General features: G+C 70.7%; 17 protein-coding genes and 5 tRNA genes. 9 read left to right on the top strand and 13 right to left on the bottom strand.

Going from position 1 to position 23709, the window contains the following annotated elements; all coding sequences use genetic code 11:
• Nucleotides 1–527: 527 nt before the first annotated feature.
• From ACFC09_RS15245 to ACFC09_RS15220, 6 genes are all read right to left on the bottom strand, one after another.
• Nucleotides 528–1271, bottom strand: a complete 744-nt coding sequence (locus ACFC09_RS15245; RefSeq protein WP_376527695.1) for an exonuclease domain-containing protein — start codon at nt 1269–1271, stop codon at nt 528–530.
• Entirely contained in the window at nt 1268–2326 is a 1059-nt protein-coding gene (locus tag ACFC09_RS15240) for a recombinase RecT (RefSeq protein ID WP_376527693.1), read from the bottom strand. The genes ACFC09_RS15245 and ACFC09_RS15240 overlap by 4 nt, the downstream gene beginning before the upstream one ends.
• 2 nt (nt 2327–2328) lie before the next feature.
• Nucleotides 2329–3399: a YqaJ viral recombinase family protein gene (locus ACFC09_RS15235; protein ID WP_376527690.1), complete on the bottom strand. Its 1071-nt coding sequence runs from the start codon at nt 3397–3399 to the stop codon at nt 2329–2331.
• The gene (locus ACFC09_RS15230) at nt 3396–4172 is read right to left on the bottom strand and encodes a hypothetical protein (RefSeq protein WP_376527687.1); all 777 of its coding nucleotides are present in this window, start codon (nt 4170–4172) and stop codon (nt 3396–3398) included. Before ACFC09_RS15230 ends, ACFC09_RS15235 begins: the two co-directional genes overlap by 4 nt.
• Nucleotides 4173–4295: 123 nt before the next feature.
• The gene (locus ACFC09_RS15225; protein ID WP_376527684.1) at nt 4296–4664 is read right to left on the bottom strand and encodes a hypothetical protein; all 369 of its coding nucleotides are present in this window, start codon (nt 4662–4664) and stop codon (nt 4296–4298) included.
• A gap of 148 nt (nt 4665–4812) precedes the next feature.
• A complete protein-coding gene (locus ACFC09_RS15220; protein WP_376527682.1) occupies nt 4813–5136 on the bottom strand; it encodes a multiprotein-bridging factor 1 family protein in 324 nt (107 codons plus the stop codon).
• Nucleotides 5137–5853: 717 nt separating this feature from the next.
• Here ACFC09_RS15220 and ACFC09_RS15215 point away from each other — a divergent pair.
• Nucleotides 5854–6921: a hypothetical protein gene (locus ACFC09_RS15215; RefSeq protein ID WP_376527680.1), complete on the top strand. Its 1068-nt coding sequence runs from the start codon at nt 5854–5856 to the stop codon at nt 6919–6921.
• 304 nt (nt 6922–7225) lie between these two features.
• On the opposite strand, the gene ACFC09_RS15210 is transcribed toward ACFC09_RS15215, so the two are convergent.
• The 5 genes from ACFC09_RS15210 to ACFC09_RS15190 form a co-directional block, all read right to left on the bottom strand.
• Nucleotides 7226–7298, bottom strand: a tRNA-Lys gene (locus ACFC09_RS15210).
• Between the two features lie 232 nt (nt 7299–7530).
• Nucleotides 7531–9138 carry an amino acid permease gene (locus ACFC09_RS15205; protein WP_376527678.1) on the bottom strand — a complete coding sequence of 536 codons (1608 nt, stop codon included), beginning with the start codon at nt 9136–9138 and terminating at the stop codon, nt 7531–7533.
• Nucleotides 9139–9364: 226 nt separating this feature from the next.
• On the bottom strand, nt 9365–11683 hold the full coding sequence (locus ACFC09_RS15200; protein ID WP_376527676.1) for a DEAD/DEAH box helicase: 2319 nt from the start codon (nt 11681–11683) through the stop codon (nt 9365–9367).
• A gap of 387 nt (nt 11684–12070) precedes the next feature.
• Nucleotides 12071–12586 carry a hypothetical protein gene (locus tag ACFC09_RS15195; RefSeq protein WP_376527673.1) on the bottom strand — a complete coding sequence of 172 codons (516 nt, stop codon included), beginning with the start codon at nt 12584–12586 and terminating at the stop codon, nt 12071–12073.
• An 82-nt stretch (nt 12587–12668) separates the two neighbouring features.
• Nucleotides 12669–13019: a metallopeptidase family protein gene (locus ACFC09_RS15190; protein ID WP_376527672.1), complete on the bottom strand. Its 351-nt coding sequence runs from the start codon at nt 13017–13019 to the stop codon at nt 12669–12671.
• An 83-nt stretch (nt 13020–13102) separates the two neighbouring features.
• On the opposite strand from ACFC09_RS15190, the gene ACFC09_RS15185 reads away from it, so the two are divergent.
• From ACFC09_RS15185 to ACFC09_RS15155, 7 genes are all read left to right on the top strand, one after another.
• Nucleotides 13103–14692: a metallophosphoesterase gene (locus ACFC09_RS15185; protein ID WP_376527669.1), complete on the top strand. Its 1590-nt coding sequence runs from the start codon at nt 13103–13105 to the stop codon at nt 14690–14692.
• 80 nt (nt 14693–14772) lie between these two features.
• Nucleotides 14773–14845 (top strand) — tRNA-Glu (locus tag ACFC09_RS15180).
• A 37-nt stretch (nt 14846–14882) separates the two neighbouring features.
• Nucleotides 14883–14960, top strand: a tRNA-Asp gene (locus ACFC09_RS15175).
• Nucleotides 14961–14981: 21 nt separating this feature from the next.
• Nucleotides 14982–15055: transfer RNA gene (locus ACFC09_RS15170), tRNA-Phe, on the top strand.
• Between the two features lie 304 nt (nt 15056–15359).
• Nucleotides 15360–19361: an ATP-dependent RNA helicase HrpA gene (gene hrpA, locus ACFC09_RS15165; protein ID WP_376527667.1), complete on the top strand. Its 4002-nt coding sequence runs from the start codon at nt 15360–15362 to the stop codon at nt 19359–19361.
• 128 nt (nt 19362–19489) lie between these two features.
• Nucleotides 19490–19564, top strand: a tRNA-Asp gene (locus tag ACFC09_RS15160).
• A 426-nt stretch (nt 19565–19990) separates the two neighbouring features.
• A complete protein-coding gene (locus ACFC09_RS15155; RefSeq protein ID WP_376527664.1) occupies nt 19991–20182 on the top strand; it encodes a DUF6274 family protein in 192 nt (63 codons plus the stop codon).
• Between the two features lie 486 nt (nt 20183–20668).
• Here the strand turns inward: ACFC09_RS15155 and bldC are convergent, their stop codons facing one another.
• Nucleotides 20669–20875 carry a developmental transcriptional regulator BldC gene (bldC, locus tag ACFC09_RS15150; protein WP_003949541.1) on the bottom strand — a complete coding sequence of 69 codons (207 nt, stop codon included), beginning with the start codon at nt 20873–20875 and terminating at the stop codon, nt 20669–20671.
• Nucleotides 20876–21390: 515 nt separating this feature from the next.
• Complete coding sequence (locus ACFC09_RS15145; protein WP_376527662.1) at nt 21391–22236, bottom strand: hypothetical protein; 846 nt, start codon at nt 22234–22236, stop codon at nt 21391–21393.
• A gap of 284 nt (nt 22237–22520) precedes the next feature.
• Between ACFC09_RS15145 and ACFC09_RS15140 the strand changes: the two genes are divergently transcribed.
• The gene (locus tag ACFC09_RS15140) at nt 22521–23609 is read left to right on the top strand and encodes a Leu/Phe/Val dehydrogenase (RefSeq protein ID WP_376527659.1); all 1089 of its coding nucleotides are present in this window, start codon (nt 22521–22523) and stop codon (nt 23607–23609) included.
• Nucleotides 23610–23709 lie beyond the last annotated feature (100 nt).

Raw genomic sequence — 23709 nt, 5'->3', positions numbered from 1 at the left:
GCACTAGGTTCACGAGGTCGGGGTGTGTGCAGCCGACGCACTCCAGGACGGATGCGCGGCCCTTGCGGCATAGGGCCACGGAGCAGCAGGGGCACGCCGGGCACGGTTCTTGCGTGGGACGGAGGTAGTCCGCCCCGAAGGGTTCGAGGGTTGCTGTCACGGCTGGCTACCTGCCGTTGTGGTCTCGCACTCGCAGCATGTGCGGGTGGCATCGGTGTGCAGGAAGTGAGGGCGCGGCCGGTTCTCGGCCGGGCAGTGCTCAATGCCGACGCGGTCCGCATCCACCACGAGCGCCAGAGTGGCCGGGTCATCCCCGCCGCCGTTCTCCACGCCCTCCCTCGCCTTACGGAGCAGGGGGAGGGCGGCAGGCGCCGGCCGGGCGCCCGCCGGCGGGACGCCGGGCTGGAGCGGGCCGGGGCGGCGGGGTGCCCGGTGGCAGCCTCGGCCGGCCAACCAGAACACCCACACCATGATGGCCAGGCCGCCGACGGAGGCGGCCATGACGGAGGCGCCTACGACGAACTGTGTCACCGAGGGCTCACCGCCTCCCGGAACGGCAGGAGCGGCCACTCCAGCCGCACGTCCCGCGCCCACTCCTCTTTCCCGGGCGTGCGCGCGAAGTAGGCCCGGAGGCTTTCGTTCTGCTCCCGCGCCCATCCCACCTGTTCCCGGTGGAGCTGCGCCATGGGGAGCCGACCGAGGACGCGATACCGACGCCCGATCTTCACCACCAGGGAGCACGCGGCGAGGGCGTCTGCCTCTGAGGAGTGTGCGCCTTCCAGCGGCACCACGTAGTGGCGGCACAGGTCGGCCAGGGTCCGGCCGCCGCGCCGGTGCGTCCTCACCCTCTTGTCCAGGACGTAGGGGTCCAGGACGTGGGCAGAGACACGGTCGAGCAGCGGCGTGACGCCGTACCGGCGGGCCTCCCGGTCCAACACCGTCAAGTCGTACGTGGCGTTCATGATGACGAGCGGGCGGCCCTCCTCCACTGCCGCCGCGAGCGCGGTGGTGATCTCCTCCACCACCACGGCGGCCGGGCTACCCGCGGCCCGGCAGACCTCCGTGGTGAACCCGTGCACCGCCGTCGCAGCGGTAGGGATGTCCACCCCGCCGACGTCGGACAACCAGGTCTGCCGAGTGGTCGGCCAGCCGCCGCCATAGCGGACGACTGATCCGGTGACGATGCGGGCGGTCTGCGGGTCCGTGCTGGTGGTCTCCACGTCGAACCCGGTGAGCGGCTGGTAGGTCCAGCCGAGTTGAGACGGACTCACGACCGCCTCCCCGCCCGGCCCGTGCGGGCCGCCCGGGTGGTGCGCTTCGGCTGGACCCGCTTGAGCCCGGCGCGCTTGCGCGGGAGGCTGGCCGGCGCCGTCTCCTGCGAGGCATCCGCCGCCGTCCCGGCCGCGTCCGCCTCGGCCACCAGGGCAGCAGCTTCCGGGTCCCCGCTTGTGGCGGTTCCGCCACAAGCGGGAGCCTCCGGGGCGTGGAGGACTTGGACCCGGCCCTCCTCCCCGGCCCGGTCCGCCTCCACCAGGGCGCGGACCTCCGCGGAGAGGGGCACGACCTTTTCGAGCTGCCGCGCGGCCGTCTTCCACCACATGGCGTCAAAGTCCGTGTGCCAGAACGAGTCCCGCTTACCGGAGACCTCTGCCTCCAGGTACGCCCGGGAGTGCTTGTCCCGGATCTCCTCTGCCTCCTCCCGGTTGACGGTGACCACCTGCGAGCGGTGGCCGCCGGTGGACCAGGCGAAGGCGTAGGCGAACAGCGGCTTCCCACGGTCCTTGAGGGCCGGGTCCTGCCGGTGGGTGAAGTCCAGCGGCGACGGCGCGGACGGCTCGTAGGCGTACTCGTCGCCCTCGTAGACCATGCCGACGCGGACCGACGCCACCCGGCCGGAGCGCTCCATGAGCTCGATGTAGCCGCGGTACGTCGGGATGAAGGTCGCCCGGCCGAACTCGTTGGTGATGACGGCCACCCGGCCGTCCGGCACCAGCCCGAACCGGGCCGCGGTCAGGGTGGCCTGGAGCACGCTCGCCGGGTTGCAGGAGCAGAGCTTCGGGAGGACCGCGCGGACGGCGGCCAGGAACGGGCCCGGCTGCATGTGGCTCGGGAGGGCGTCCGTGATGTGCCCCTCATACCGACCGAGCCAGGTGAGGGCGGCGTCCGCGGACTCCTGGACCGGGTCCCCTGCCGCGGCCTCCTCCAGGGTGGCCGGCGCTGCCGGGACGGGAGCCTCCTCGGCGGAGGCCGGGGCGGGGCGCCCGCGCATGGCGGGCGCCTCCGTGATGTTCGCCAGGACTCGGTCCCGGAGAGTGGTGAGCGCCACGGTTAGAGCTCCTTCTTCGGGACGTAGAGGCGGCGGCCTCGGCACGCGTTGTAGGCGGCCTCGTACTCGGCCTTGATGCGGTCGAGGTCCAGGACCTCGACCGTCTTCGTGCACCGCGCGGCGATCTCCGGGTGCTTCTCGCGGAAACCGGCCTCGCTGAAGTTGCCGTTTGCCTTCCAAGTCCAGGCCGTTGCGGCCCCGACCCGGACGACCTCGGCGGTGCCGGCGGTGTCCCGCATCTCGTTCTCGACGGCCGTCTTCTGCTTCGTCAGGGCCTTGATCTGGGCGTCCAGGTCGGCGCGCTGCGCGCGAAGCTCCCTCGCCTTGCTGAGATCGGCCTCGGCGATGGCCTCCGGCTTGACCTCGTAGAGGCGGCCGAGGAGGTCCTTGGTGGCCTCCAAGCCGTCCACCGGCGGCGGAAAACCCTCCAGGACGTGGCGCTCGTACCACTCACCGCAGTACTCCAGGAGATGGCCGATCATCTCCTCATCGCGCTCCACCACGTGCCAGCGGAGTTTGTTCCCGCCGACCAGGGCGGCCACGTAGCCTCGGGCGTACCCGCCCACGGCCATGCCCCAATGGCACTGGAGGGCGGGCGCGTCCGGCGGGCCGTCTTCGGACTCCCACTCTTCGAGCTGGTACTCCGACCGGTTCTTGCACTCCAGCGGCCCGGCCACCTCGCCGGTCTCCGGGTCCAGGGCGTCCCGGTCGATGTTCACGAGCGCCCACGCGTGGTCAACGTGCGCCAGGGTGCCGGGCGGGGTGGCGATGGGGACGCCGGACCTCTTGGAGAACATCCGGGCGATGAAGTCCTCGATCTCCCGGCCGATTTCCATGGCCTCGTTGTCCCGGACGATGTCCCGGCCGTGCTTCTCCTCGTACACGTGCCGGGCGCCGCGGTGCTTGTCGAGGCCGACGATGGCGGCGACGTCGGAGCCGCCGATCCCGAGACGCCTGGTGGCCTCCCACTCCTGCCGGTACGCCGGGTCATTGAGGTCACCGGAAGCCAGTACGAGACGGGCCGTGGGAGAGACCAGCTCCCCCGGAGCGGGCGTGGTCAGGGTGAGGCTCATGCGTGCGTCTCCTGGCGGGTCGTGCTGAGGGCGGAGCGGCGCGCGGTGCCCTCCACGGTGAGGAAGTGAGCGGACTGCTTCGCGCTCAAGTGGCCGTGCTCGGCGCGGAGCTGGGCCTCTACGAGGTCGGCGGCCTCCGTGTGGCCGTGGAGCCGGAGGAGCGCGGCGGCCTGCTTCGCGTGCATCCCGCGCTGATTCGTTGCGGCCTGAAGGATCAGTTCCACCGCGGCCTGGAACGCACCGGCGCGGGACGGGTCTCCCGGGTGGTGGCCCCTACCGCGGGACGTCTCGGGGTCCACGGCGGGCGGGGTACGGCGGGCCTCCTCCAGGACGTCCGCGTACACGTCGTCATGGCCGCACGGGTTGGCCCACCGGTCCACCACCACAGCGGCCTCCTGGAGGATCACCTCCGCGGGCTGGACACGGTCCCATCCGCGCGGACCCCCGCAGGTCTGGCAGTACGGGAGGACGGAGACGGTAATGACGCCGACCTCCCCGAGGTCCGGCCCGGCAACCGGGATACGGACGCTCATCCGGGCCGGGAACGGCGGGTACGGGCCGCCGCCCGTGGAGCGCACCCACAGGGAGGGGCCCTCCACGGTGGTGACCGCGTACGCCTCAAATGCCCCGGCGGGCCCATAGCTCGGCATCCGCTCCGCCAGCGGCACGCGCCGGACGGCGGAGGCCGCGCTCGCCAGGGACGCGTAGACGGCAGCGAACACCCACGTGCCCGGCCGGGAGCGAGCCTCCTCCGCAACCGCGGCGTGGTCCACGCGGGACCGGTGAACGGACCCGATAGCGCCCCTCATGACTCACCCCCGCGGAGGCGGCAGGCCAGGACGACGGCGCCAACGAGCGCCAGGACGAGGAGCGGGAGGGCGGCGCAGAAGAGGAGGTCAGCCACGGCAACCTCCAGCCGGTACAACCGCTCCGAGCGGGCGCGGTCCCTCGGGGACGGTGTAGGTCTCCCACACCTCCACGGGCACGCCGCGCCAGACGGCCGCAAGCTCCGCCAGGACCACACGGCCCCGGCCCTCCGGCACGGAGGCGCGCACCGGCGTGGCGTTCATCACCGTCGCGCACCGGTCGACGGCCCGGCCGGCGTCTGCCGCGTCCCGCGCCTCCGCATGGATGACGCCGGTGGGGGTCAGAGTCCAGGCGAGACCGGATGCCTCCGGCATGAGCTCCGGGTGGGTAATCAACAACTCGGTGAGCGCCACCACGGGCGCCACCACGGGTTCGGGATGGCTACAGTTGGCTGCCATCAGACCTCATTTCACGGTTGAGGTGTCTGGTGTGAGGGGCGTCCGGGACCGGGCCAGGTCCAGGAGCTCCAGCCGCAAAGGGGAAGCGGTGCGGTGCCCCAGCCGGGGGAAGCGGAGAGGGCCATCTCCACCCCGGCGGGCGCGCCGTCTAAGGCCCCAACGGCGCGCTGTTTTCCGGCCGTTGTGCAGCGGATACGCCGCTGGTCTCCGGGATATGCGGGACGTACTTCGCCTGGAGGACGACCAGCGGGCAGTCCAGCCGCTTCGCCATCCGCTCCAGGAGTTCCGGTCCGGCGTTGCGTCGGCCAGCTTCGATATCGCACAACAGCTGTTCGCTGATCCTGAGAGCTTCGGCCAGGGCCCGCTTTGTCATTCCGGTTTGTTCGCGGGCATAGGTGATGCCTTCCGGCGCATGGTCCAGCGGAGCTCCCCGAGGACGCCGCTGCCGCTTGCGCTTACGCGGGTCGTTCATGATTGAAAACTAGCGCGTAGTAGCGAGTAGGGCAACTACTACGCGCTAGTCGAGTAGTGGCGCGAAGTTACGCGTTTGTATTACCCTTTACCTGCCTTGCCACGGGGTGCAGTGGCCAACTAGCGCGTAGTCTGCGAAGCTTCGCCCATGGTTAGAGGCACGCGACCGGAGCCCCCGCGCGAGGCCGCGCTCATTGACGCAGCACGCCGACGGGCGCGGCTATCGATCCGCGAGGCCGCGAAACGGGCAGCACTGAGCGACGCCCGCTGGAGGCAAATCACCAGCGGCTACCAGACCGTAAGCGGAGAGCACATCCCCGTGACCGGACCCCCAGAGACCGTGGCGAGGATGGCTCAAGTCGTCGGCGTCACGGCGGATGAGCTCTCCCGCGCCGGCCGCCAGGACGCGGCGGAGGCGTTGACAGAAATCACGCCCGCAGCACAGCAGACGGGCCCCTCCAACATGTACTCGCCACCGGTGGATGCCGTGTACCAGCTCTTGGCGTCCCTTCCGCCCGAGGCTCAGGAGGAGGTGGTCCGGCGCCTGGCTAGGGAAAATCCAGCGGCCGTACAACTTCTGAATAGCCAGGAGCGTCACGCCGGATAGCTCATGATCACGATAGTGCTAAGAAGTTGCACAGACTCCCATAAGTTGCCCTAGGCATCCGAGGATGCACGGTACGTCACCGTGCACCACGTCTAGGGGGTTATCAACACCGTGACCGACCTTGTCATTGCCCTGCTTACAGCCGTCATGGGAGCGGCATCGCTGGCAATCGTTCTCCTCTACAAGGGGTGGAAGCGCAACCGTGAGCTGATCAACGAACTCCGGGCGCAGCTCGCCGCGCAGCAGATCGCAGCCATCACCAGGGGTAACAACTATCCTCCGGTCCCGGACGAAGCGGCCTCCTCGCCCGAGCCGGTCCACAGGAAGCGCCATCTTGCGCTCTACCTCGGCGGCGGAGTGATTGCCGCCTTCGCCACCGTCCGAGACCGCTTCCGGTCCTTCTGGCACGGCCACCGCGTGCTCACCGTTACCGCCGTCGCCACCGCGGGCACCGCAGCCGCCCTCGCCATGGCCGCCACAGGCAATGGCACCACCGGGGACGACGACCCCCGCCCGGCTGCCTCCGTCCCGCACCGCTCCGACGCCGGCGCTCCCAGCTCCACCCCCGGCCCAGGCACCGACGCCCCCCGAGGGGGCGCCATGGACGACACCGGGGGCGGTAGCCCCCTCCTGGAGGACACCGCCGTCAACCTCACGTACGACGGGCAACAGGAGCACGCCCCTGCCGGGGCCGTGCCGGAGCCGAGCTCCAGTGGCCACGCTCCCGTGAGCGAGGACGGTACCGGCAGCGACGAAGAGACAAAAGGACCTTCAACGCCAGCCACCGGCCAACCGGAAGATCCAGTGATACGGGACCCGCACACGGAGGCGCCGCAGAGGCCGAGCGACCCAGAGCCCACCAAGCCCGCTGGACCCGCCGTCCTCACGGTCGGGAAGCCCCAACTCTCGGACACGGACAAGCCGTCGTGCGAGAACGTGGCGGTGGACATCCGCAACACCGGCGGCACCACGGCGACATCGGGAACGCTCTACTTCGGGACGCACATCATCGGCCCGCTCGGCATCGACTGGGCCACGATCACGCAGACGCGTGAGTTGCCCGCGCCCGTCCCGGCCGGCGGCCACGTAGAGGGCCGCTGGACCTTGTGTGTGGATGACTGGCGGGTGCCGCCGGGGTGGCACATCGATACCTCTGACGTCAGCGTCTCGTTGAACTAGCCGCCTTCCCGGCCCTGGCCCATCCCCCGGTCGGGAGGCGGCACGTGGGGGAGAACCGCTGAGAACTGACGTGATTCACTCCGGCCCATGAGGCCGGTGGAGCAGCGCAGGAGGGCCCCGGATAACGGGGCCCTCCTGCGCTGAAGGGCCATCACGTACCGGCGTTGCACAGCCTCCGCGCCCCTCCGCACGCCACCCGGCCCCACCCGACACCCCATGCACATCGGTGGAGCACCGGTGGAGCTATCGATCTTGAAATACAGAAGACCCCCGACCAGACAGTGTCTGACCAGGGGTCCAGCCGTAGGCCCTGTGGGACTCGAACCCACAACCAATGGATTAAAAGTCCACTGCTCTGCCAATTGAGCTAAGGGCCCAGGCGATGTTGCCTCCCCGAGCATAGCCGCACGTGGCCGTATCGCCGATCGGGTATCGGGGACACGGCCGCGTCGGCGGGACGGATCGGGACGGTACGGGCCGGAACGGGCCGGCATCGGGGGTGCGGCGCAGGCGGGCCGAGGGGGCGCGGAACGCCTTCGGCTGCAACGGTGCCACCGGCTGTTACGGCGCCACCGGCTGTTAAGGCTCCGCCGGCTTTACATGCCGGCTTTACGGATCCGCCGGTTCCGGAGCTGCCGGGCGGGGCTCGTCCCGGGGGTCGTCCTGAGCTTCGTCCCGGGGCTCGTCCTGAGCTTCGTCCTGGTGCTCGTCCCGGGTGCGGTCCCCGCCCGGGGTCCGCGCGTGGTCGGGGGCGAGGAACCAGTGCCGGGCCGAGGCCAGCCACCAGGCCGCCGCGAAACCCAGCACGACCAGCACCGCGACCGGCGCGTAGTTGAAGGTCTCCCAGGTGACCGGGGAGACCTGGGGCAGCATGAAGAGGACCGTGATCACGCCGACCCAGGCCACCGCGACGATCCCGATCGGCTGCGACCAGCGCCCCAGGTGCCACGGCCCGCGCTCGAACGCCGCGCCCTTGCGCACCCGCAGCAGCGTCGGGACGACGTAGGCGATGTAGAGGCCGATCACGGCGATCGAGGTCACGGCCGCGTACGCGGTCTCGTTGATCAGGTAGGGCAGCCCGAGCACCAGCGCGCCCGCCGCCGCCAGCCAGACCGCCGCCACCGGGGTGCGGGTGCGCGGGCTCACCGTGTGCCAGACGCGCGAGAAGGGCAGTGCCCCGTCGCGCGAGAAGGCGTAGATCATGCGGCTGTTGGCGGTCACCGAGGCCATCCCGCAGAACAACTGCGCGCCGATCACCACGAGCAGCAGCAGCTTGCCCGCGGTCGCCCCGAGCGCGTCCAGCAGGATCTGCGCGGGCGGCGCTCCCGTGGGCGACGCCAGCTCCTTGTCGTACGACTGGATCGCGAAGGTGAAACCGAGCAGGAGGACGAGACCGGCCAGCCAGGACGTCCAGATGGAGCGGACGATGCCCTGGGGGCCCGCCGTCGAGGCGTCGTGCGTCTCCTCCGTCATATGGGCGGAGGCGTCGTAGCCGGTGAAGGTGTACTGCGCCATCAGCAGGCCGATCAGCACCACGTACACACCGCTGTCCCAGCCCGTGTTGTTCACGAACTCGGTGAACACGAAGGACGCCGACTGGTGCCGGTCCGGTACGAAGGCCAGTGCGCCGACGATCAGGCCGACGCCGAGCACGTGCCACCACACGCTCACGCCGTTGAGGAAGGCGACGATGCGGACGCCGAAGGTGTTCAGCAGGCCGTGCAGCAGCAGGATCGCCGCGAACAGCAGGATGGTGCGGCCCGGGGTGACCTCGAAACCGAACTGGAGGTTCAGGTACGCGCCGAGGAAGGACGCCGCGCCGAAGTCGATGCCCGCGGTCACCGCGACCTGGCCGAGCACGTTGAACCAGCCCGTGAACCAGGCCCAGGCGGCGGCCGAGCGCGGCGGCGCCAGGCGGTGCGCCCAGAAGTACAGGCCCGCCGACGTCGGGTACGCCGAGCAGATCTCCGCCATCGACAGGCCCACGAACAGCGTCATCAGGCCGACCGCCACCCATCCCCAGGTGATCACCGCCGGGCCGCCGGTGTTCATCCCGAAGAGGTAGAGCGTCAGACAGCCGGACAGGACCGAGATGATCGTGAAGGACACGGCGTAGTTGGAGAACGCCGACATCCGGCGGGCGAGGACCTGGGTGTAGCCGAGCTGGGCCAGCCGTTCCTCGTCCGACGGCCCGCTCGCCCTCGTGTCATTTGTCATGCCCCCAGCGATTCCCTCTCCGGCGGCGTGACATGCGCCACATGGTGGCCGGGAACCGGCGGAGACGGCGACTTGGGACGGGGCGGGCGAAAAGACCGAGGGCCCGCACGAGCGCGTCGTGCGGGCCCTTCGTCCGTCGGCTTCCGTCGGCTTTCATCGGCGTCCACCGGCCTCCGTCGGCGGCGGGCGGCTACGTCAGCCGTCGACTGCTGTCAGCTGTCAGCTGTCAGCCGTTGCGCTTCCAGCGCGGCTTGTCCTCGCGGCGACCGACCGAGCCGGTGCCACGGTGGTCGTCACGGCGGGCGTACGGGCGGTCGTGGCCGCCGGTCCGGAAGCCGGGCCGGTCACCCTGGCGGTCCCGGTTGAACGGACGGTCACTGCCACGGTGTCCGCCCCGGTCCTCCCGGCGGAAGCCACCGCGGTCCTCCCGCCGCTCGAAGGAACGCCCACCACGGTCCTGGTCCCGGTCACGGTCGAACGGACGGCGGTCGTCACGACGGTCGTCGCGCCGGTCGTCGCGCCGGTCGTCACGACGGAAACCGCCGCGGTCGTCCCGCCGCTCGAAGGACCGGCCACCCCGCTCGTCCCGGCGGAAGCCACCGCGGTCCTCCCGCCGCTCGAAGGAACGCCCACCACGGTCCCGGTCCCGGTCACGGTCGAACGGACGGCGGTCGTCACGACGGTCGTCGCGCCTGTCGTCACGCCGGTCATCACGACGGAAACCGCCGCGGTCGTCCCGCCGCTCGAAGCCACGGTCACGGTCACGATCGCGGTCCCGATCCCGGTCACGGTTGAAGCCGCCGCGGTCACCGCGGTCACTGCGCTCGCGACGCTCGTACGAGCCCGAGCCCGAGCCCGCCGTGCGCTCGGCACGCTCGGGCCGGTCGACGTCCTGCGCCGTCGGCTGCTCCGGCACCGACACCTCGGCCACCGCCTCCGCGGCGGACGCCTCCGCCGCCTCGGCGAGCGCCGCCGCCGGGTCCTCGCCCCGCTCACGGGCGGCCCTGGCGACCAGCCGGTCGGCCTCGTCGCGCAGCTCGCCGGCCCGCCGCTGGGCGCGCTCCAGCTGCTTGGTGAGCTGCGCGACCTCGCGCTCCGCCTGCTGGGCGGCGTTGCCCGCGGACTCGGCCTGGACCTCGGTCATGGAACGGGCGCCGGTGATCTCGGCGACCTCCGGGTCGAAGACGGCACTGCCCTGGATGATGTGGCGCGCGGCGTCCACGCCCGCGTCCTCCATCAGCCGGAAGATCTGCCGCCGCTGGTGCGGCAGCGAGAGGGAGACGACCGTGCCGGTGCGGCCCGCGCGGGCGGTGCGGCCGGCCCGGTGCAGGTAGTCCTTGTGATCGCCCGCCGGGTCGACGTTCAGGACCAGGTCGATGCCGTCGACGTGGATACCGCGGGCGGCGACGTCCGTGGCGACCAGGACGTTGACGTACCCGTCCTTGAAGTCGGCCAGCGTCCGGGTGCGGGCGCCCTGGGTCATGCCGCCGTGCAGCGCGTCGGACTTCACGCCCGCGTCGCGCAGCTGCTCGGCGACGCGGTCGGCGCCCATCTGCGTACGGACGAAGATGATGGTGCGGCCCTTGCGGGCGGCGATGGCCGCGGTGACCGGCGCCTTGTCCTTGGGCTTCACGATCAGGATGTGGTGGGACATCGTCGTGACCGCGCCCTGGGCGGCGTCCACCTCGTGCGAGACGGGCGAGGAGAGGTAGCGGTCGACGAGGGTCTGGATCTCGTTCTCCATGGTCGCGGAGAACAGCATGCGCTGGCCGCCCGCCGGGACCTGGTCGAGCAGTTCGGTGACCTCGGGCAGGAAGCCCAGGTCGGACATCTGGTCGGCCTCGTCGAGCACGGCGATCCGGACGTCGTCCAGGGAGCAGGCGCCGCGGTCGATGATGTCGCGCAGGCGCCCCGGGGTGGCCACCAGGATGTCGACGCCCCTCTCCAGGGCGTAGATCTGGTTGCCCATGGACGTACCGCCGCAGACGACCTTCATCTTCAGGCCGAGGACGTCGCCGTACGGCTGGAGCGCGTCGGCGACCTGCATGGCCAGCTCACGCGTCGGGGTGAGGATGACGGCCCGGGGGCGCTTCTTCTCGGTACGGCCGCCCGCGAGCCTGGCCAGGGTGGGCAGACCGAAGGAGAGGGTCTTGCCGGAGCCGGTACGTCCGCGGCCGAGGATGTCGTGGCCGGCCAGGGCGTCCGGGATGGTCGCGGCCTGGATCGGGAAGGGTACGTTCACACCGTTCTGCGCGAGCTTGCGCACGATGCCCTCGGGCAGACCGAGGTCGGCGAAGCTGATCTGGGGGGTGTCACCGGACTCGCCCGACTCACCGGACTCGCCGGCGTCGGCCGTCCCGACGGCCTCGGCGTTCTCCGCGTGCGCGGTGTTCCCGGCGCTCTCTGCGCTCCCTGCGCTCTCGGTGTGCTCGGCGTGCTCGGCGTGCTCGGCGTGCTCGGCGCTTGCGGGCGCTGCGACGCTCTCGGCCCCGTCCACGTGATCGTTCTCGGACGGCACGACGTGGTCAGTACTGGACACGGACATGCGAATGCGAAACCTTCCGGAGTCTCGTCGGCACGCACCCGTCAACTCCGTGATGCGCAATACGACCGCCTCAATGCGGTCAGCCACGGCAAAGGAGAGAACGCGCCACACGGCGCGCTCTGCGTTGGCGCCGGGCAAATGGGATCAAACGATCTACCACCATACGCACCTTCCACCCCCCAAGGCAAACCGAGCCCGAACCCCCGGACGGGCCGCAGGTCCGGGCTAGTGCCTCGGCAGGCAACGTTTGCCCGTCAAGGAGCGGCGTTCGGTGCGTGCTCTGGGGGTCCCCCCTGCTCGAAGAGCTTGGGGGAGCGTGCCTGGGGGTACCTCCCGGCCGAAGGCTGGGGGAGCGTCGCGACGGGGCGAACGTTGCCTGCCGGGGCACTACGCCGGCCGTCCCGCCGCCGGCGCCGGCTCACGCTGCACCAACTGCGGGGAGGGATCTTCGTGGGCCGACGAGGACGGCTCCGCGGTCGGCGGCGGAGACGGCGACGCGGGTGGTGCGACGGTCGGCGGCGGCGGAGTCGGCTCCTCGGTGTGCGGATCGGGCGGCTGCTCCTCGGTCGGCACCGGATCCCCCGGCTTCGGCGTGTGCCGCGGCCCGGCCGGCGTGGCGGGCGCGCTGCGCCGCCCCGAGGGCGTTTCCGGCGCGGACGCCGACTCCCCGGGCTTCGCCCTCTCGCGGTCCTCGCGCCGGTCGCCGTCGGCCGCCGGGCCGTCGTACCCGGCACCGGCGCCGGGCACCGCCGCACCCCCGTCGGGTGCCTTGCCGCCCTGCTGTCCGGTGGACCGCGACGGCCCGGGGCGGGCGGTGTCCGCGCCGACGTTCACGCAGCCGGCGGCCGCGGAGACGGCCAGTACCGTGGCGGCGAAACGGACTGGTACGTACAAGGGGCGCACGGTAGCCACCTCCGAGGGCGGGCAGGCGAAGAAGTCGACCTGCCCAACTCCCGCCGCCCGCAAGAAGACACGCGGGCGCCGCTCACCCGTAGCCGAGTGCGTGCAGACGCGCGTCGTCGATCCCGAAATGATGGGCGATTTCGTGCACCACGGTCACCTCGGTCTCCGCCACGACCTCCTCCCGCGTCTCGCACATCCGCACCGTCGGCCCCCGGTAGACCGTGATCCGGTCCGGCAGCACCCCCGCGTACCACTCACCGCGCTCGGTCAGCGGCGTCCCCTCGTACAGGCCGAGCAGTTCGGGGTCGTCGGCGGGCGGCTCGTCCTCGACGAACACCGCGACGTTGTCCATCAGCCGCGTCAGCTCGGGCGGAATCCGGTCGAGCGCCTCGGCGACCAGTTCCTCGAACTCCTCGCGCGTCATCTCCAGCACAGGGCCATTGTCGGGCACGGGACCGCCGTACGAGTGTCACGGACCGCCGCATATCCGCTTCCGTGCCTGGGCATACGGGACCAATGGTCCGCGTCCGCTTTCCCGTACCGAAGCGCCTCGTCGCCGTGTACGAGCGCGTCCGCGTACCCGAGCGCACCCCCGTGCCGCCCGCCCTCGAACTCGCCGCCCGGCCGCGCCCCTGGGCCCGCGCCCTCGGCCTGACGGCGGTCGTCCTGGCCGGCGCCTGGCTGGGCCTGCTGATCGTCGGCAACGTACGGGCATCCGTCGGGCCCGTGAACACGACGATGACCCTGCGCCCCTCGCTCACCGGCGGCACGAAGATCAACGTGTCCCCGCTCGGCGCCCTGACCCTCGACAGCCATGTCGCGCCCTTCCGCCTGGACGTGAACGTCGACCAACTGGACCCGGTGCGCTCCCAAGCCCTGGTCGACCACCCCGAGCGGCTCTCCGGCCTCCAGGACGAGGTCACCCGGGACGTCGAGCACGGCACCCTCGACCTCGCCGTGCGCTCCTGCATCGCCGTCGTCGCCGGTGCCACCGCGCTCGGCCTGGCCGTCTACCGCCGCCCGCGCCGGGCCCTCACCGCCGGCGGCCTGGCGCTGGCCCTCCTCGCCGCCTCCGGCGCGACCGCGTTCGCCACCTGGAACCCCAAGTCGGTCCTGGAGCCGAAGTTCTCGGGCCTGCTCTCCTCCGCGCCCTCCGTGGTCGGCAACGCCCGCAGCATCGTCACCGAATTCGACGTCTACCAGAAGGAATTGGCCCGCCTGGTGACGAACGTGACCAAGCTCTACGACGTCACCTCCACGCTCCCGGCCTACCAGCCGGACCCCTCCACCATCCGGGTCCTGCACGTCTCCGACATCCATCTCAACCCGGCGAGCTGGAAGATCATCGCCTCGCTGGTCAAGCAGTACAAGGTGAACGTGATCGTGGACTCCGGCGACACCATGGACCACGGCACCACGGCGGAGAACGGCTTCCTGGACCCGATCGCCAACCTGGGCGTGCCCTACGTCTGGGTCCGCGGCAACCACGACTCCCGCGCGACCCAGCGCTATCTGGAGCGCCTGAAGAACGTGCAGGTCCTGGACGACGGCCGGGCACGGACCGTGGCCGGCCTGCGCTTCGCGGGCATCGGCGACCCGCAGTTCACCCCCGACCGCTCGGTCGCACCCGGCGGCGACCAGGCAGAACAGCTGGCCGGAGACCAGTTGGCGTCCGCGCTGCGCGACCAGCGGGCCGCCGGGACACCGGTGGACGTCGCCCTCGCGCACGAGCCCTCGGCGGCCCGGGAGACGGACGGCGAAGTGCCGATCGTCCTGGCCGGCCACCTCCACCACGAACAGACGGAGGTCATGCGGTACGGCACCCGGCTGCGCGTCGAGGGATCGACCGGCGGCAGCGGCCTGCGCGCCGTGGAGGGCAAGTACCCGGACCCGATCGAAGCCTCGATCCTCTACTTCGACCGGGACACCCGGCGCCTCCAGGCATGGGACGAGATCGAACTCGGCGGGCTCGGGCTGACCACCGCCGAGGTCAGCCGCCATCTGCCGGAGGAGAACCTGCCGGGCGCGCGCCCGGCCACCCCGTCTCCCGGCACCCCCACGCCACCCACGGCCCCCTCCCGGACCACCGCTCCGTCCGCCCCGTAAACCGTTTTGGCGATCCCCCCCGCCATCCCATATGCTTCTCACGTCCCCGACGCGCTGAGAAGCGCCCAGGCGGGCCGATAGCCCTCATCGTCTAGCGGCCTAGGACGCCGCCCTTTCAAGGCGGTAGCACGGGTTCGAATCCCGTTGGGGGCACGCAACACGGTGTGCAACACTGTTGCACGTCACGCAAGGTCCTGTGGAGCAGTTTGGAGTGCTCGCCACCCTGTCAAGGTGGAGGCCGCGGGTTCAAATCCCGTCAGGACCGCCAGGGTTTCACGTGAAACCCTGCGGCTGGGTAGCTCAGTTGGTACGAGCGTCCGCCTGAAAAGCGGAAGGTCGCCGGTTCGACCCCGGCCCCAGCCACCCTCACTGAACTGCGCAAAGACCCTCGTCGAGAGTATCGACGGGGGTTTTTCACTGTCCCGGGAGGGTCCGGAGTCAGCCTGCCGGGCTCCCCGGGCGCGTCGTGTCGCCCGAGTCGGTGAGCGGTGACGGCCGGGCGGACGGAGCCGGCGGGCCCGTCGTTCAACTCGGTCTCGGAGCCGCCCGGTCGGCGGTCGGCGGTCAGGGAGCCGGCCACGCACCACCGAATCACCATGTGACGGCAACCGGGGCACGGGTAAATCGTTCGCCACCGATTTCCCCGGGATGAGATCCTGGACCGCGTATGTCTGCATATCCCGCTCCCGCCCCAGGCGCCCTGGCCCCCCGGCTGACCGAGTTGTCGCTGCGTGACGCGCACCGACTCGGGCGGCGGCTGGAAGGTGCGCGCAAGATCCGTAAGCCGGAGGCGCGTGCCGCCGTCCTCGCCGAGATCGAGGCGGACATCGCACGGGCCGAAGAACGTGTCGCCGCACGGCGGGCGCGCGTACCGGCCGTCTCGTACCCCGAACAGCTGCCGGTCAGCCAGAAGAAGGACGAGATCGCCGAGGCCATCCGCGATCACCAGGTCGTGATCATCGCCGGTGAGACCGGTTCCGGCAAGACCACGCAGATCCCCAAGATCTGCCTGGAGCTGGGCCGCGGGGTGCGCGGGATGATCGGGCACACCCAGCCTCGCCGGATCGCGGCGCGTACGGTCGCCGAGCGGGTCGCCGACGAGCTGAAGACGCCTCTCGGGGAGTCGGTCGGCTGGAAGGTGCGTTTCACGGACCAGGTGAACCAGGACGCCACCTTCATCAAGCTCATGACGGACGGCATCCTGCTCGCCGAGATCCAGACCGACCGCGAGCTGCGCGCCTACGACACGATCATCATCGACGAGGCCCACGAGCGGTCGCTGAACATCGACTTCCTGCTCGGGTACCTGGCGCAGCTGCTGCCGCGGCGGCCGGACCTGAAGGTCGTCATCACCTCGGCGACCATCGACCCGGACCGGTTCTCACGGCACTTCGGCGACGCGCCGATCGTCGAGGTCAGCGGCCGGACGTACCCGGTGGAGGTGCGCTACCGGCCGCTCCTGGAGGAGTACGCCGAGGACGCAGCGGACGCCGACCGGGACCAGATCACCGCGATCACGGACGCGGTGGCGGAGCTGATGGCGGAAGGTCCGGGCGACGTCCTGGTCTTCCTGTCCGGTGAGCGGGAGATCCGGGACACGGCCGACGCGCTGGAGAAGAGGAAGACCCCGCGCGGGGCCGGCGCCGACTGGCAGCGCACGGAGATCCTGCCGCTCTACGCCCGGCTCTCGCACGCCGAGCAGCACCGGGTCTTCCAGCCGCACTCCGGTCGCCGGATCGTGCTGGCGACCAACGTCGCCGAGACCTCCCTCACCGTGCCGGGCATCAAGTACGTCATCGACCCGGGCTTCGCCCGCATCTCCCGCTACAGCCACCGCACGAAGGTGCAGCGGCTGCCCATCGAGCCGATCTCCCAGGCGAGCGCGAACCAGCGCAAGGGCCGCTGCGGCCGTACGTCGGACGGCATCTGCATCCGGCTGTACTCCGAGGACGACTTCGACGCCCGGCCGGAGTTCACCGACGCCGAGATCCTGCGTACGAACCTCGCGTCCGTCATCCTGCAAATGACCGCGGCGGGCCTCGGCGACATCGAGAAGTTCCCGTTCATCGACCCGCCGGACCACCGCAACATCCGCGACGGCGTACAGCTGCTCCAGGAGCTGGGCGCGCTCGACCCGGTGCAGAAGGATCCCCGTAAGCGGCTGACGCAGACCGGCCGGAAGCTGGCCCAACTGCCGGTCGATCCGCGGCTGGCCCGGATGGTCCTGGAGGCCGACCGGAACGGCTGTGTGCGTGAGGTCATGGTCATAGCGGCCGCGCTGTCCATCCAGGACCCGCGGGAGCGCCCGGCGGACAAGCAGACCCAGGCCGACCAGCAGCACGCCCGGTTCAAGGACGAGACGAGTGATTTCCTCGCCTTCCTCAACCTGTGGCGCTACCTCCGGGAGCAGCAGAAGGAACGGGGCTCGTCGTCGTTCCGCCGGATGTGCAAGCAGGAGTTCCTGAACTTCCTGCGCATCCGCGAGTGGCAGGACATCTACACGCAGCTGCGGACCGTCGCGAAGCAGATGGACATCCACCTCAACGAGGAGGACGCCTCCGACGACCTGATCCATGTGTCGCTGCTCGCGGGTCTGCTGTCGCACATCGGCATGAAGGACGTGAAGACCACCGGCGGGGAGAGCGGGAAGGGCGCCGGGAAGAACGAGTACCTGGGCGCCCGCAACGCGAAGTTCGCCATCTTCCCGGGTTCCGCGCTGTTCAGGAAGCCACCACGGTTCGTGATGTCGGCGGAGCTGGTGGAGACGAGCCGGCTGTGGGCGCGGGTCAACGCCAGGATCGAGCCGGAATGGGTCGAACCGCTCGCCGCGCACCTGGTGAAGCGGACGTACAGCGAACCGCACTGGGAGAAGGACCAGGCGGCGGTGATGGCGTTCGAGAAGGTGACGCTGTACGGCGTGCCGATCATCGCCGACCGCAAGGTCAACTACGGCCGGATCGACCCGGAGGCGAGCCGCGAGCTGTTCATCCGCAACGCGCTGGTCGAGGGTGACTGGCGCACCCACCACAAGTTCTTCGCGGACAACCGCAGGCTGCTGAGCGAGGTCGAGGAGCTGGAGCACCGGGCCCGCCGCCGGGACATCGTCGTGGACGACGAGACGCTGTTCGACTTCTACGACCAGCGGGTCCCCGACGATGTGGTGTCCGGGGCGCATTTCGACGCCTGGTGGAAACGGCAGCGGCACGAGCAGCCGGACTTCCTGGACTTCGAGCGGGAGATGCTGATCCGGGAGTCGGCGGAGGCGGTCACCAAGGCCGACTATCCCGACGCATGGCACCAGGGTCCGCTCAAGTTCCGGGTGACGTACCAGTTCGAGCCGGGTGCGGACGCGGACGGCGTCACCGTGCACGTACCGCTCCAGGTGCTCAACCAGGTCACGGCCGAGGGCTTCGACTGGCAGATCCCGGGCCTGCGGGAAGAGGTGGTCACGGAGCTGATCCGTTCGCTGCCGAAACCGATCCGGCGGCATTACGTGCCCGCGCCGAACCACGCGAAGGCGTTCCTGGAGCGGGCCGTGCCGCTCCAGGAGCCGCTGCCGGTCACGATGGCGCGTGAGCTGAAACGCGTGGTGGGAGTGCCCCTCGCAGCGGACGACTTCGACTGGTCGAAGGTCCCCGACCACTTGAAGATCACGTTCCGTATCGTCGACGAGCGGCGTCGCAAGCTCGCGGAGGACAAGGATCTGGAGGCGCTGCGGCTGCGGCTGAAGCCGAAGGCCAGAAAGGCGCTCTCGCAGGCCGCGGCGGCGACCGCGGAACGCACCGGCGGCGAATCCCTGGAGCGCTCGGGTCTGACCGACTGGACGATCGGGTCGCTGACCCGCGTCTTCGAAACGCGCCGGGCCGGACAGCCGGTCAAGGCGTATCCGGCGTTGGTGGACGACGGCGACACGGTGTCCGTGCGGCTCTTCGACACCGAGGCGGAACAGGCCGAGGCGATGTGGCGGGGTACGCGCCGGCTGATCCTGCGCAACATCCCGGTGAACCCGGCGAAGTTCGCCGCCGACCGGCTGACGAACCCGCAGAAGCTCGCCCTGTCCGCGAATCCGCACGGCTCCGTGCAGGCGCTGTTCGACGACTGCGCGATGGCGGCGGCGGACCGGCTGATCGCCGACTTCGGCGGTCCGGTGTGGGACGAGGAGTCGTACCGGAAGCTGTACGACAAGGTGCGCGCGGAGATCGTCGACACGACCGTCCGCGCGGTCGGCCAGGTGCAGCAGGTGCTGGCCGCCTGGCAGTCGTGCGAACGCCGCCTGAAGGCGGTGCGCAGCCCCGCCCTGCTGTCGAACCTGGCGGACGTCCGGGCCCAGTTGGACGGGCTGGTGAAGCCCGGATTCGTGACCTGGTCGGGGGTGCGGCGGCTGCCTGATCTGATGCGCTATCTGGTGGCGGCGGACCGCCGGCTCCAGCAGATGGCGACGGGGGTCCAGCGGGACACCACGCGCATGGCGAAGGTGCATGAGATGCAGGACGAGTACGCGTGGCTGCTGGAGCAGTTCCCGCAGGGCCGCCCGGTGCCCGCCGCGGCCCTGGACATCCGGTGGATGATCGAGGAGCTGCGGGTCAGCTATTTCGCGCACGCCCTCGGGACGGCGTACCCGGTCTCGGACAAGCGGATCGTGAAGGCGATCGACGCGGCCGTACCGTAGTCGCGGTGGCACGCTGGGTGAGTTCGACCAAGGGACGCACCCTCCTGTACAGTCTCTTCTCGCAGCGCAACGCACGAATGGCGCCGCGGATCTCCCCCAGCGTTCAAGGCTTCTGGGAGGGGTCGTCTGGTCCTGTGGAGCAGTTTGGAGTGCTCGCCACCCTGTCAAGGTGGAGGCCGCGGGTTCAAATCCCGTCAGGACCGCAGCAGAGGAGGGTCCGCCCCTGGCAAGGGGCGGGCCCTCTTTGCGTTCCCGTGCTCCGCGTCGCCGCGTTCCCCCCGCTTCCTTGCCGCTCTAGCAGCCGTTCTTGTGCGGCCACTGCGCCGGCCGCCGTCCCTGTACGGCCACTGTGCCGGCGGCTCCTGCGCCGCCGGAGTAGCGACCTGTTCCCGGGGACGGCCGCGCCGCCGGTCCCTGCGCCGCCGCATCGCCGGTTCCCGTGTCGCCGCACCGCCGGTCCTGTGCCGCCGTGCTGTCGGCTCCCGCGTCGCCGTGCCGTTCCGCTTCCGTTCCGCTTCCGGGCGGCCCCGCGCGGCCGGATGGGGCCGGGGCGGCCTTGACGGCGTCACATTCCGCGGGTACCCAAGGAAGAGGACCCGTCCCCTCGTACGGGCCCGTGGAGGTGGCACATGGCGGCAGCTGCCAGGCACGAGACGCGGGCGCTCCTGAGGGCGCATCTGTCGGCTGCCACGTCCTACCGGCATCTGACCCGCCACTGCGCGATCTGCCACCGTCTGCTGCGCCTGGCGATGGATTCCGCTCCGTCGGCCGTCGAGATCCAGGAGGACGTCACCGGGGACGAGAGCACCCTCCCCGCGTGACCACCGCCGGCCCAACGGCCGTACGAGGGTGGGGCGATGGGGCCCGAAGGCGCACTCCGGCACGGACCGCGGACAGGGCCTCTAACGCACACAGGCCGACCGCAACAAGCTCCCGGGCATGTGACGGGTGTCACCGAAGGAGTTTTTGAAAAGGTGGCGCTTACGCTTGTCCTACAACTAGTCGATTTAATATGTGCAATTGCACCACTCTTCCACCCCGTTCACAGTGGTTCCGACACCTCCCCCCAGACTCCGACAAGGCCGCTCACAGACCCCCGTCACCCAGGCCGCCGGGCACACAAAAAAGATCGCGCTGGACCCGGCGGAGTCCAGCGCGATCTACGACGCACCCTGTGTCGCTGCCTAGAACACTGCGATCGGCTTGGGCGTGGGCCCTGTTGGGGCAGGTCCCGCGTCGCTTGGAACTAGGGTTCGGGCGCCGCGACCAGTTGGGGGACCAGCCGTTTTGCCCGGTTATGGAGTTGTTCAGGCTTCGCTGCGCTGCTGCGGAATACCCGCGAGCAGTGCGCGGACCTCAGCCTCGCGGTAGCGGCGGTGCCCGCCGAGCGTACGGATGGACGTGAGCTTTCCGGCCTTCGCCCACCGCGTGACCGTCTTCGGGTCGACGCGGAACATCGTGGCGACCTCAGCCGGGGTCAGCAGCGGCTCGGCATCAGGGGTGCGAGCGGTCATGAGCGGCCTCCTCGGGAGAACCGACGTTTCTCGGTTCTTTCCTCTAAATTCTGCACCTTGACCCGCGTTGCCCGATATGGCGGACGCGAGTCGAGTCGGTTATAGGACGAACGGCTTGTCCTCGGCACTACAACTACACCATCTGTCCAGCCGCGTCGGCCAAACCGATGGAATTGCCCTCCCAGGTGTTCATCAGCGACGGAAGCCGATGGACCATGTCATAGCGGACAGTCACGCCACTGTGACGATCAGTCACAGTGGCGTGCAGGTGTCACCAGACCCCCCTAAAGCGAGCAATGCGGAGCCCCTCCCGGACTCCTTGTCCTATTTTGGCACGAGGAGGGGCAAGAGACGCAAGGGCCGCTTAAGTGCCGTCCATCACCCTTGCGGGATCTTGATGACCCATGGGGCAAAAGACCGGATCAGGACCAACGTCCCATCACGTAGGGAAGTGTCGTCGACCGTACGACGTCCCCGCCGTCACGGCCGTGACCCAGGTCACTTTTGACACATCGTCAGTTCGCGGAGCGGAGATCCCGGACCGTACGCCAGCGTTCCACGAGCCGGCCGTACGCCTCGCCCGCCGCGTCCCCGTCGCCCCGGCGCAGCGCGTCGATGCCCTCGGCCACGTCCGCCGCCGAGTGGTCCCCGGCCAGCTCGCCCGGCGGCACCACGTGCACCAGACCGCCGTAGTCCAGCTCCACCAACGAGCGCGGATGGAACTCCTCCAGCCAGCGTCCGACGTCCAGCACGCCGTCGATCAGCGGCCCCTCGTCGACCGCCTCCTTGAGCGTGCGCAGCGCCCGCGCCACCCGGCGCCGGGCCTGCACCATCGGCGTGCGGTAGCGCAGCAGCGGCGGCGCCTTCTCCTCCACGCCCTCGGCGTACTCCCGCTCGTCGTCGGAGACCAGGACGAACCAGCTCAGCGGCACCTGCCAGGTCGCCGTGCGGATCCACGGCCGGGCATCGGGGTTGCGGACCAGCCAGCGCTCGTAGTCCTGGGCGGCCTGGCGGCGCACGACCGGCGGCAGCACCGCGTCCAGGACCGCCGGCGGCAGTTCCCCGGTCGGCTCCCCCAGGGCCTGCCAGCCGCGCAGCCGGGTGCGCCAGGGGCAGACGCAGACCACTCCGTCGACGTCCAGCACGAACGCGTCGCCACTCTCGTGCACCGGCACCGGGATGGGCGGGGTGGGCAGCAAGTCGGCCAGGGAGCGGCGCAGTTCGTCCTGGTAGGAGGGGCGGTCGGGGCGGCGGGCGTAGCGGGCCCAGTGGCCGCGCTCCGGCTCCGGGAAGGCGGCCAGCGGCTCGTACACACGCAGGTACGCCGCATAGGGGACGATCACCGAGGACACCTTGGGCACGCCTGCTCCCTCCCCATCGGACCCCGCTCGAAACCCGTGCGCGGCCCGTACTCGGACCCCGCCCGAGCCGTGCTCGGACGGACGGGAAACCACTGCAAATCGTGCCACGCCCGGGGGCCCGCGGACGACGCGCCGAAGTGATCCTGAACACTGTACGGATGGCGGGCGGCACAGGCTCTACGCTCGTGCCGCGGCACCCGCCACCCTCCCCCGCCACCAAAAGTGCGGGGGTACCCCCAGGAGCCGCGTCTCCACTCGCCGCTACTTACCCGGGAGTCACCACAGTGACCGACGTGACCAACGGCGTCCTGCACACCCTGTTCCACTCGGACCAAGGTGGACACGAGCAAGTCGTGCTCTGTCAGGACCGCGCCAGCGGACTCAAGGCCGTCATCGCCCTCCACTCCACAGCCCTGGGCCCCGCGCTCGGCGGAACCCGCTTCTACCCGTACGCGAACGAGGCGGATGCCGTCGCCGACGCCCTGAACCTCGCGCGCGGAATGTCGTACAAGAACGCCATGGCCGGACTCGACCACGGCGGCGGGAAGGCCGTGATCATCGGCGACCCGGAGCGGGACAAGACCGAGCGGCTGCTGCTCGCCTACGGGCGGTTCGTGGCCTCGCTCGGCGGGCGCTACGTCACGGCCTGCGACGTCGGCACCTACGTGGCCGACATGGACGTGGTGGCCCGCGAGTGCCGCTGGACCACCGGCCGTTCCCCGGAGAACGGCGGCGCGGGCGACTCCTCCGTGCTCACCGCCTTCGGCGTCTACCAGGGCATGCGCGCCTCGGCCCAGCACCTGTGGGGCGACCCCTCGCTGCGCGGACGCCGGGTCGGCATCGCGGGCGTCGGCAAGGTCGGGCGCCACCTGGTGCGGCACCTGCGGGACGAGGGCGCCGAGGTCGTGATCACGGACGTGCGCGAGGACGCCGTACGCCACATGCTCGACCAGCACCCCGAGGGCGTCACCGCGGTCGCCGACACGGAGGCGCTGATCCGGGTCGAGGGCCTGGACGTGTACGCGCCCTGCGCGCTCGGCGGCGCCCTCGGCGACACCAGCGTGCCCGTGCTCACCGCCAAGGTGGTCTGCGGCGCCGCCAACAACCAGCTCGCCCATCCGGGCGTGGAGAAGGACCTCGCCGACCGCGGGATCCTCTACGCCCCGGACTACGTGGTGAACGCCGGCGGCGTCATCCAGGTCGCCGACGAGCTGCACGGCTTCGACTTCGACCGGTGCCGGGCGAAGGCCGCGAAGATCTTCGACACCACGCTGGCCATATTCGCACGTGCGAAGGACGACGGGATTCCGCCGGCCGCCGCGGCCGACCGGATCGCCGAGCAGCGGATGGCGGAGGCGCGGACGGCGCACTAGCGCTCCTCTCGGGGAAGCGCCGTACTCCGCGGTCGCCCGGGTACGGCTCCGGAAAGGCGGGACGCGCCCCGCCCGCGCGGCGGAGCCGTATGCCGGGTGC

Source organism: Streptomyces sp. NPDC056161, from assembly GCF_042268025.1.
Lineage (GTDB): Bacteria > Actinomycetota > Actinomycetes > Streptomycetales > Streptomycetaceae > Streptomyces.
This window is presented reverse-complemented; position numbering and strand designations above follow the sequence as displayed.

Bases quoted from the DNA above. Each gene is read 5' to 3' on its own strand.
- ACFC09_RS15185 (WP_376527669.1), top strand. From the start codon at position 13,103: ATGGTCCGCGTCCGCTTTCCCGTACCGAAGCGCCTCGTCGCCGTGTAC.
- ACFC09_RS15155 (WP_376527664.1), top strand. From the start codon at position 19,991: ATGGCGGCAGCTGCCAGGCACGAGACGCGGGCGCTCCTGAGGGCGCAT.
- ACFC09_RS15205 (WP_376527678.1), bottom strand. From the start codon at position 9,138: ATGACAAATGACACGAGGGCGAGCGGGCCGTCGGACGAGGAACGGCTG.
- ACFC09_RS15235 (WP_376527690.1), bottom strand. From the start codon at position 3,399: ATGAGCCTCACCCTGACCACGCCCGCTCCGGGGGAGCTGGTCTCTCCC.
- hrpA (WP_376527667.1), top strand. From the start codon at position 15,360: ATGTCTGCATATCCCGCTCCCGCCCCAGGCGCCCTGGCCCCCCGGCTG.
- ACFC09_RS15220 (WP_376527682.1), bottom strand. From the start codon at position 5,136: ATGAACGACCCGCGTAAGCGCAAGCGGCAGCGGCGTCCTCGGGGAGCT.
- ACFC09_RS15225 (WP_376527684.1), bottom strand. From the start codon at position 4,664: ATGGCAGCCAACTGTAGCCATCCCGAACCCGTGGTGGCGCCCGTGGTG.
- bldC (WP_003949541.1), bottom strand. From the start codon at position 20,875: ATGACCGCTCGCACCCCTGATGCCGAGCCGCTGCTGACCCCGGCTGAG.
- ACFC09_RS15200 (WP_376527676.1), bottom strand. From the start codon at position 11,683: ATGTCCGTGTCCAGTACTGACCACGTCGTGCCGTCCGAGAACGATCAC.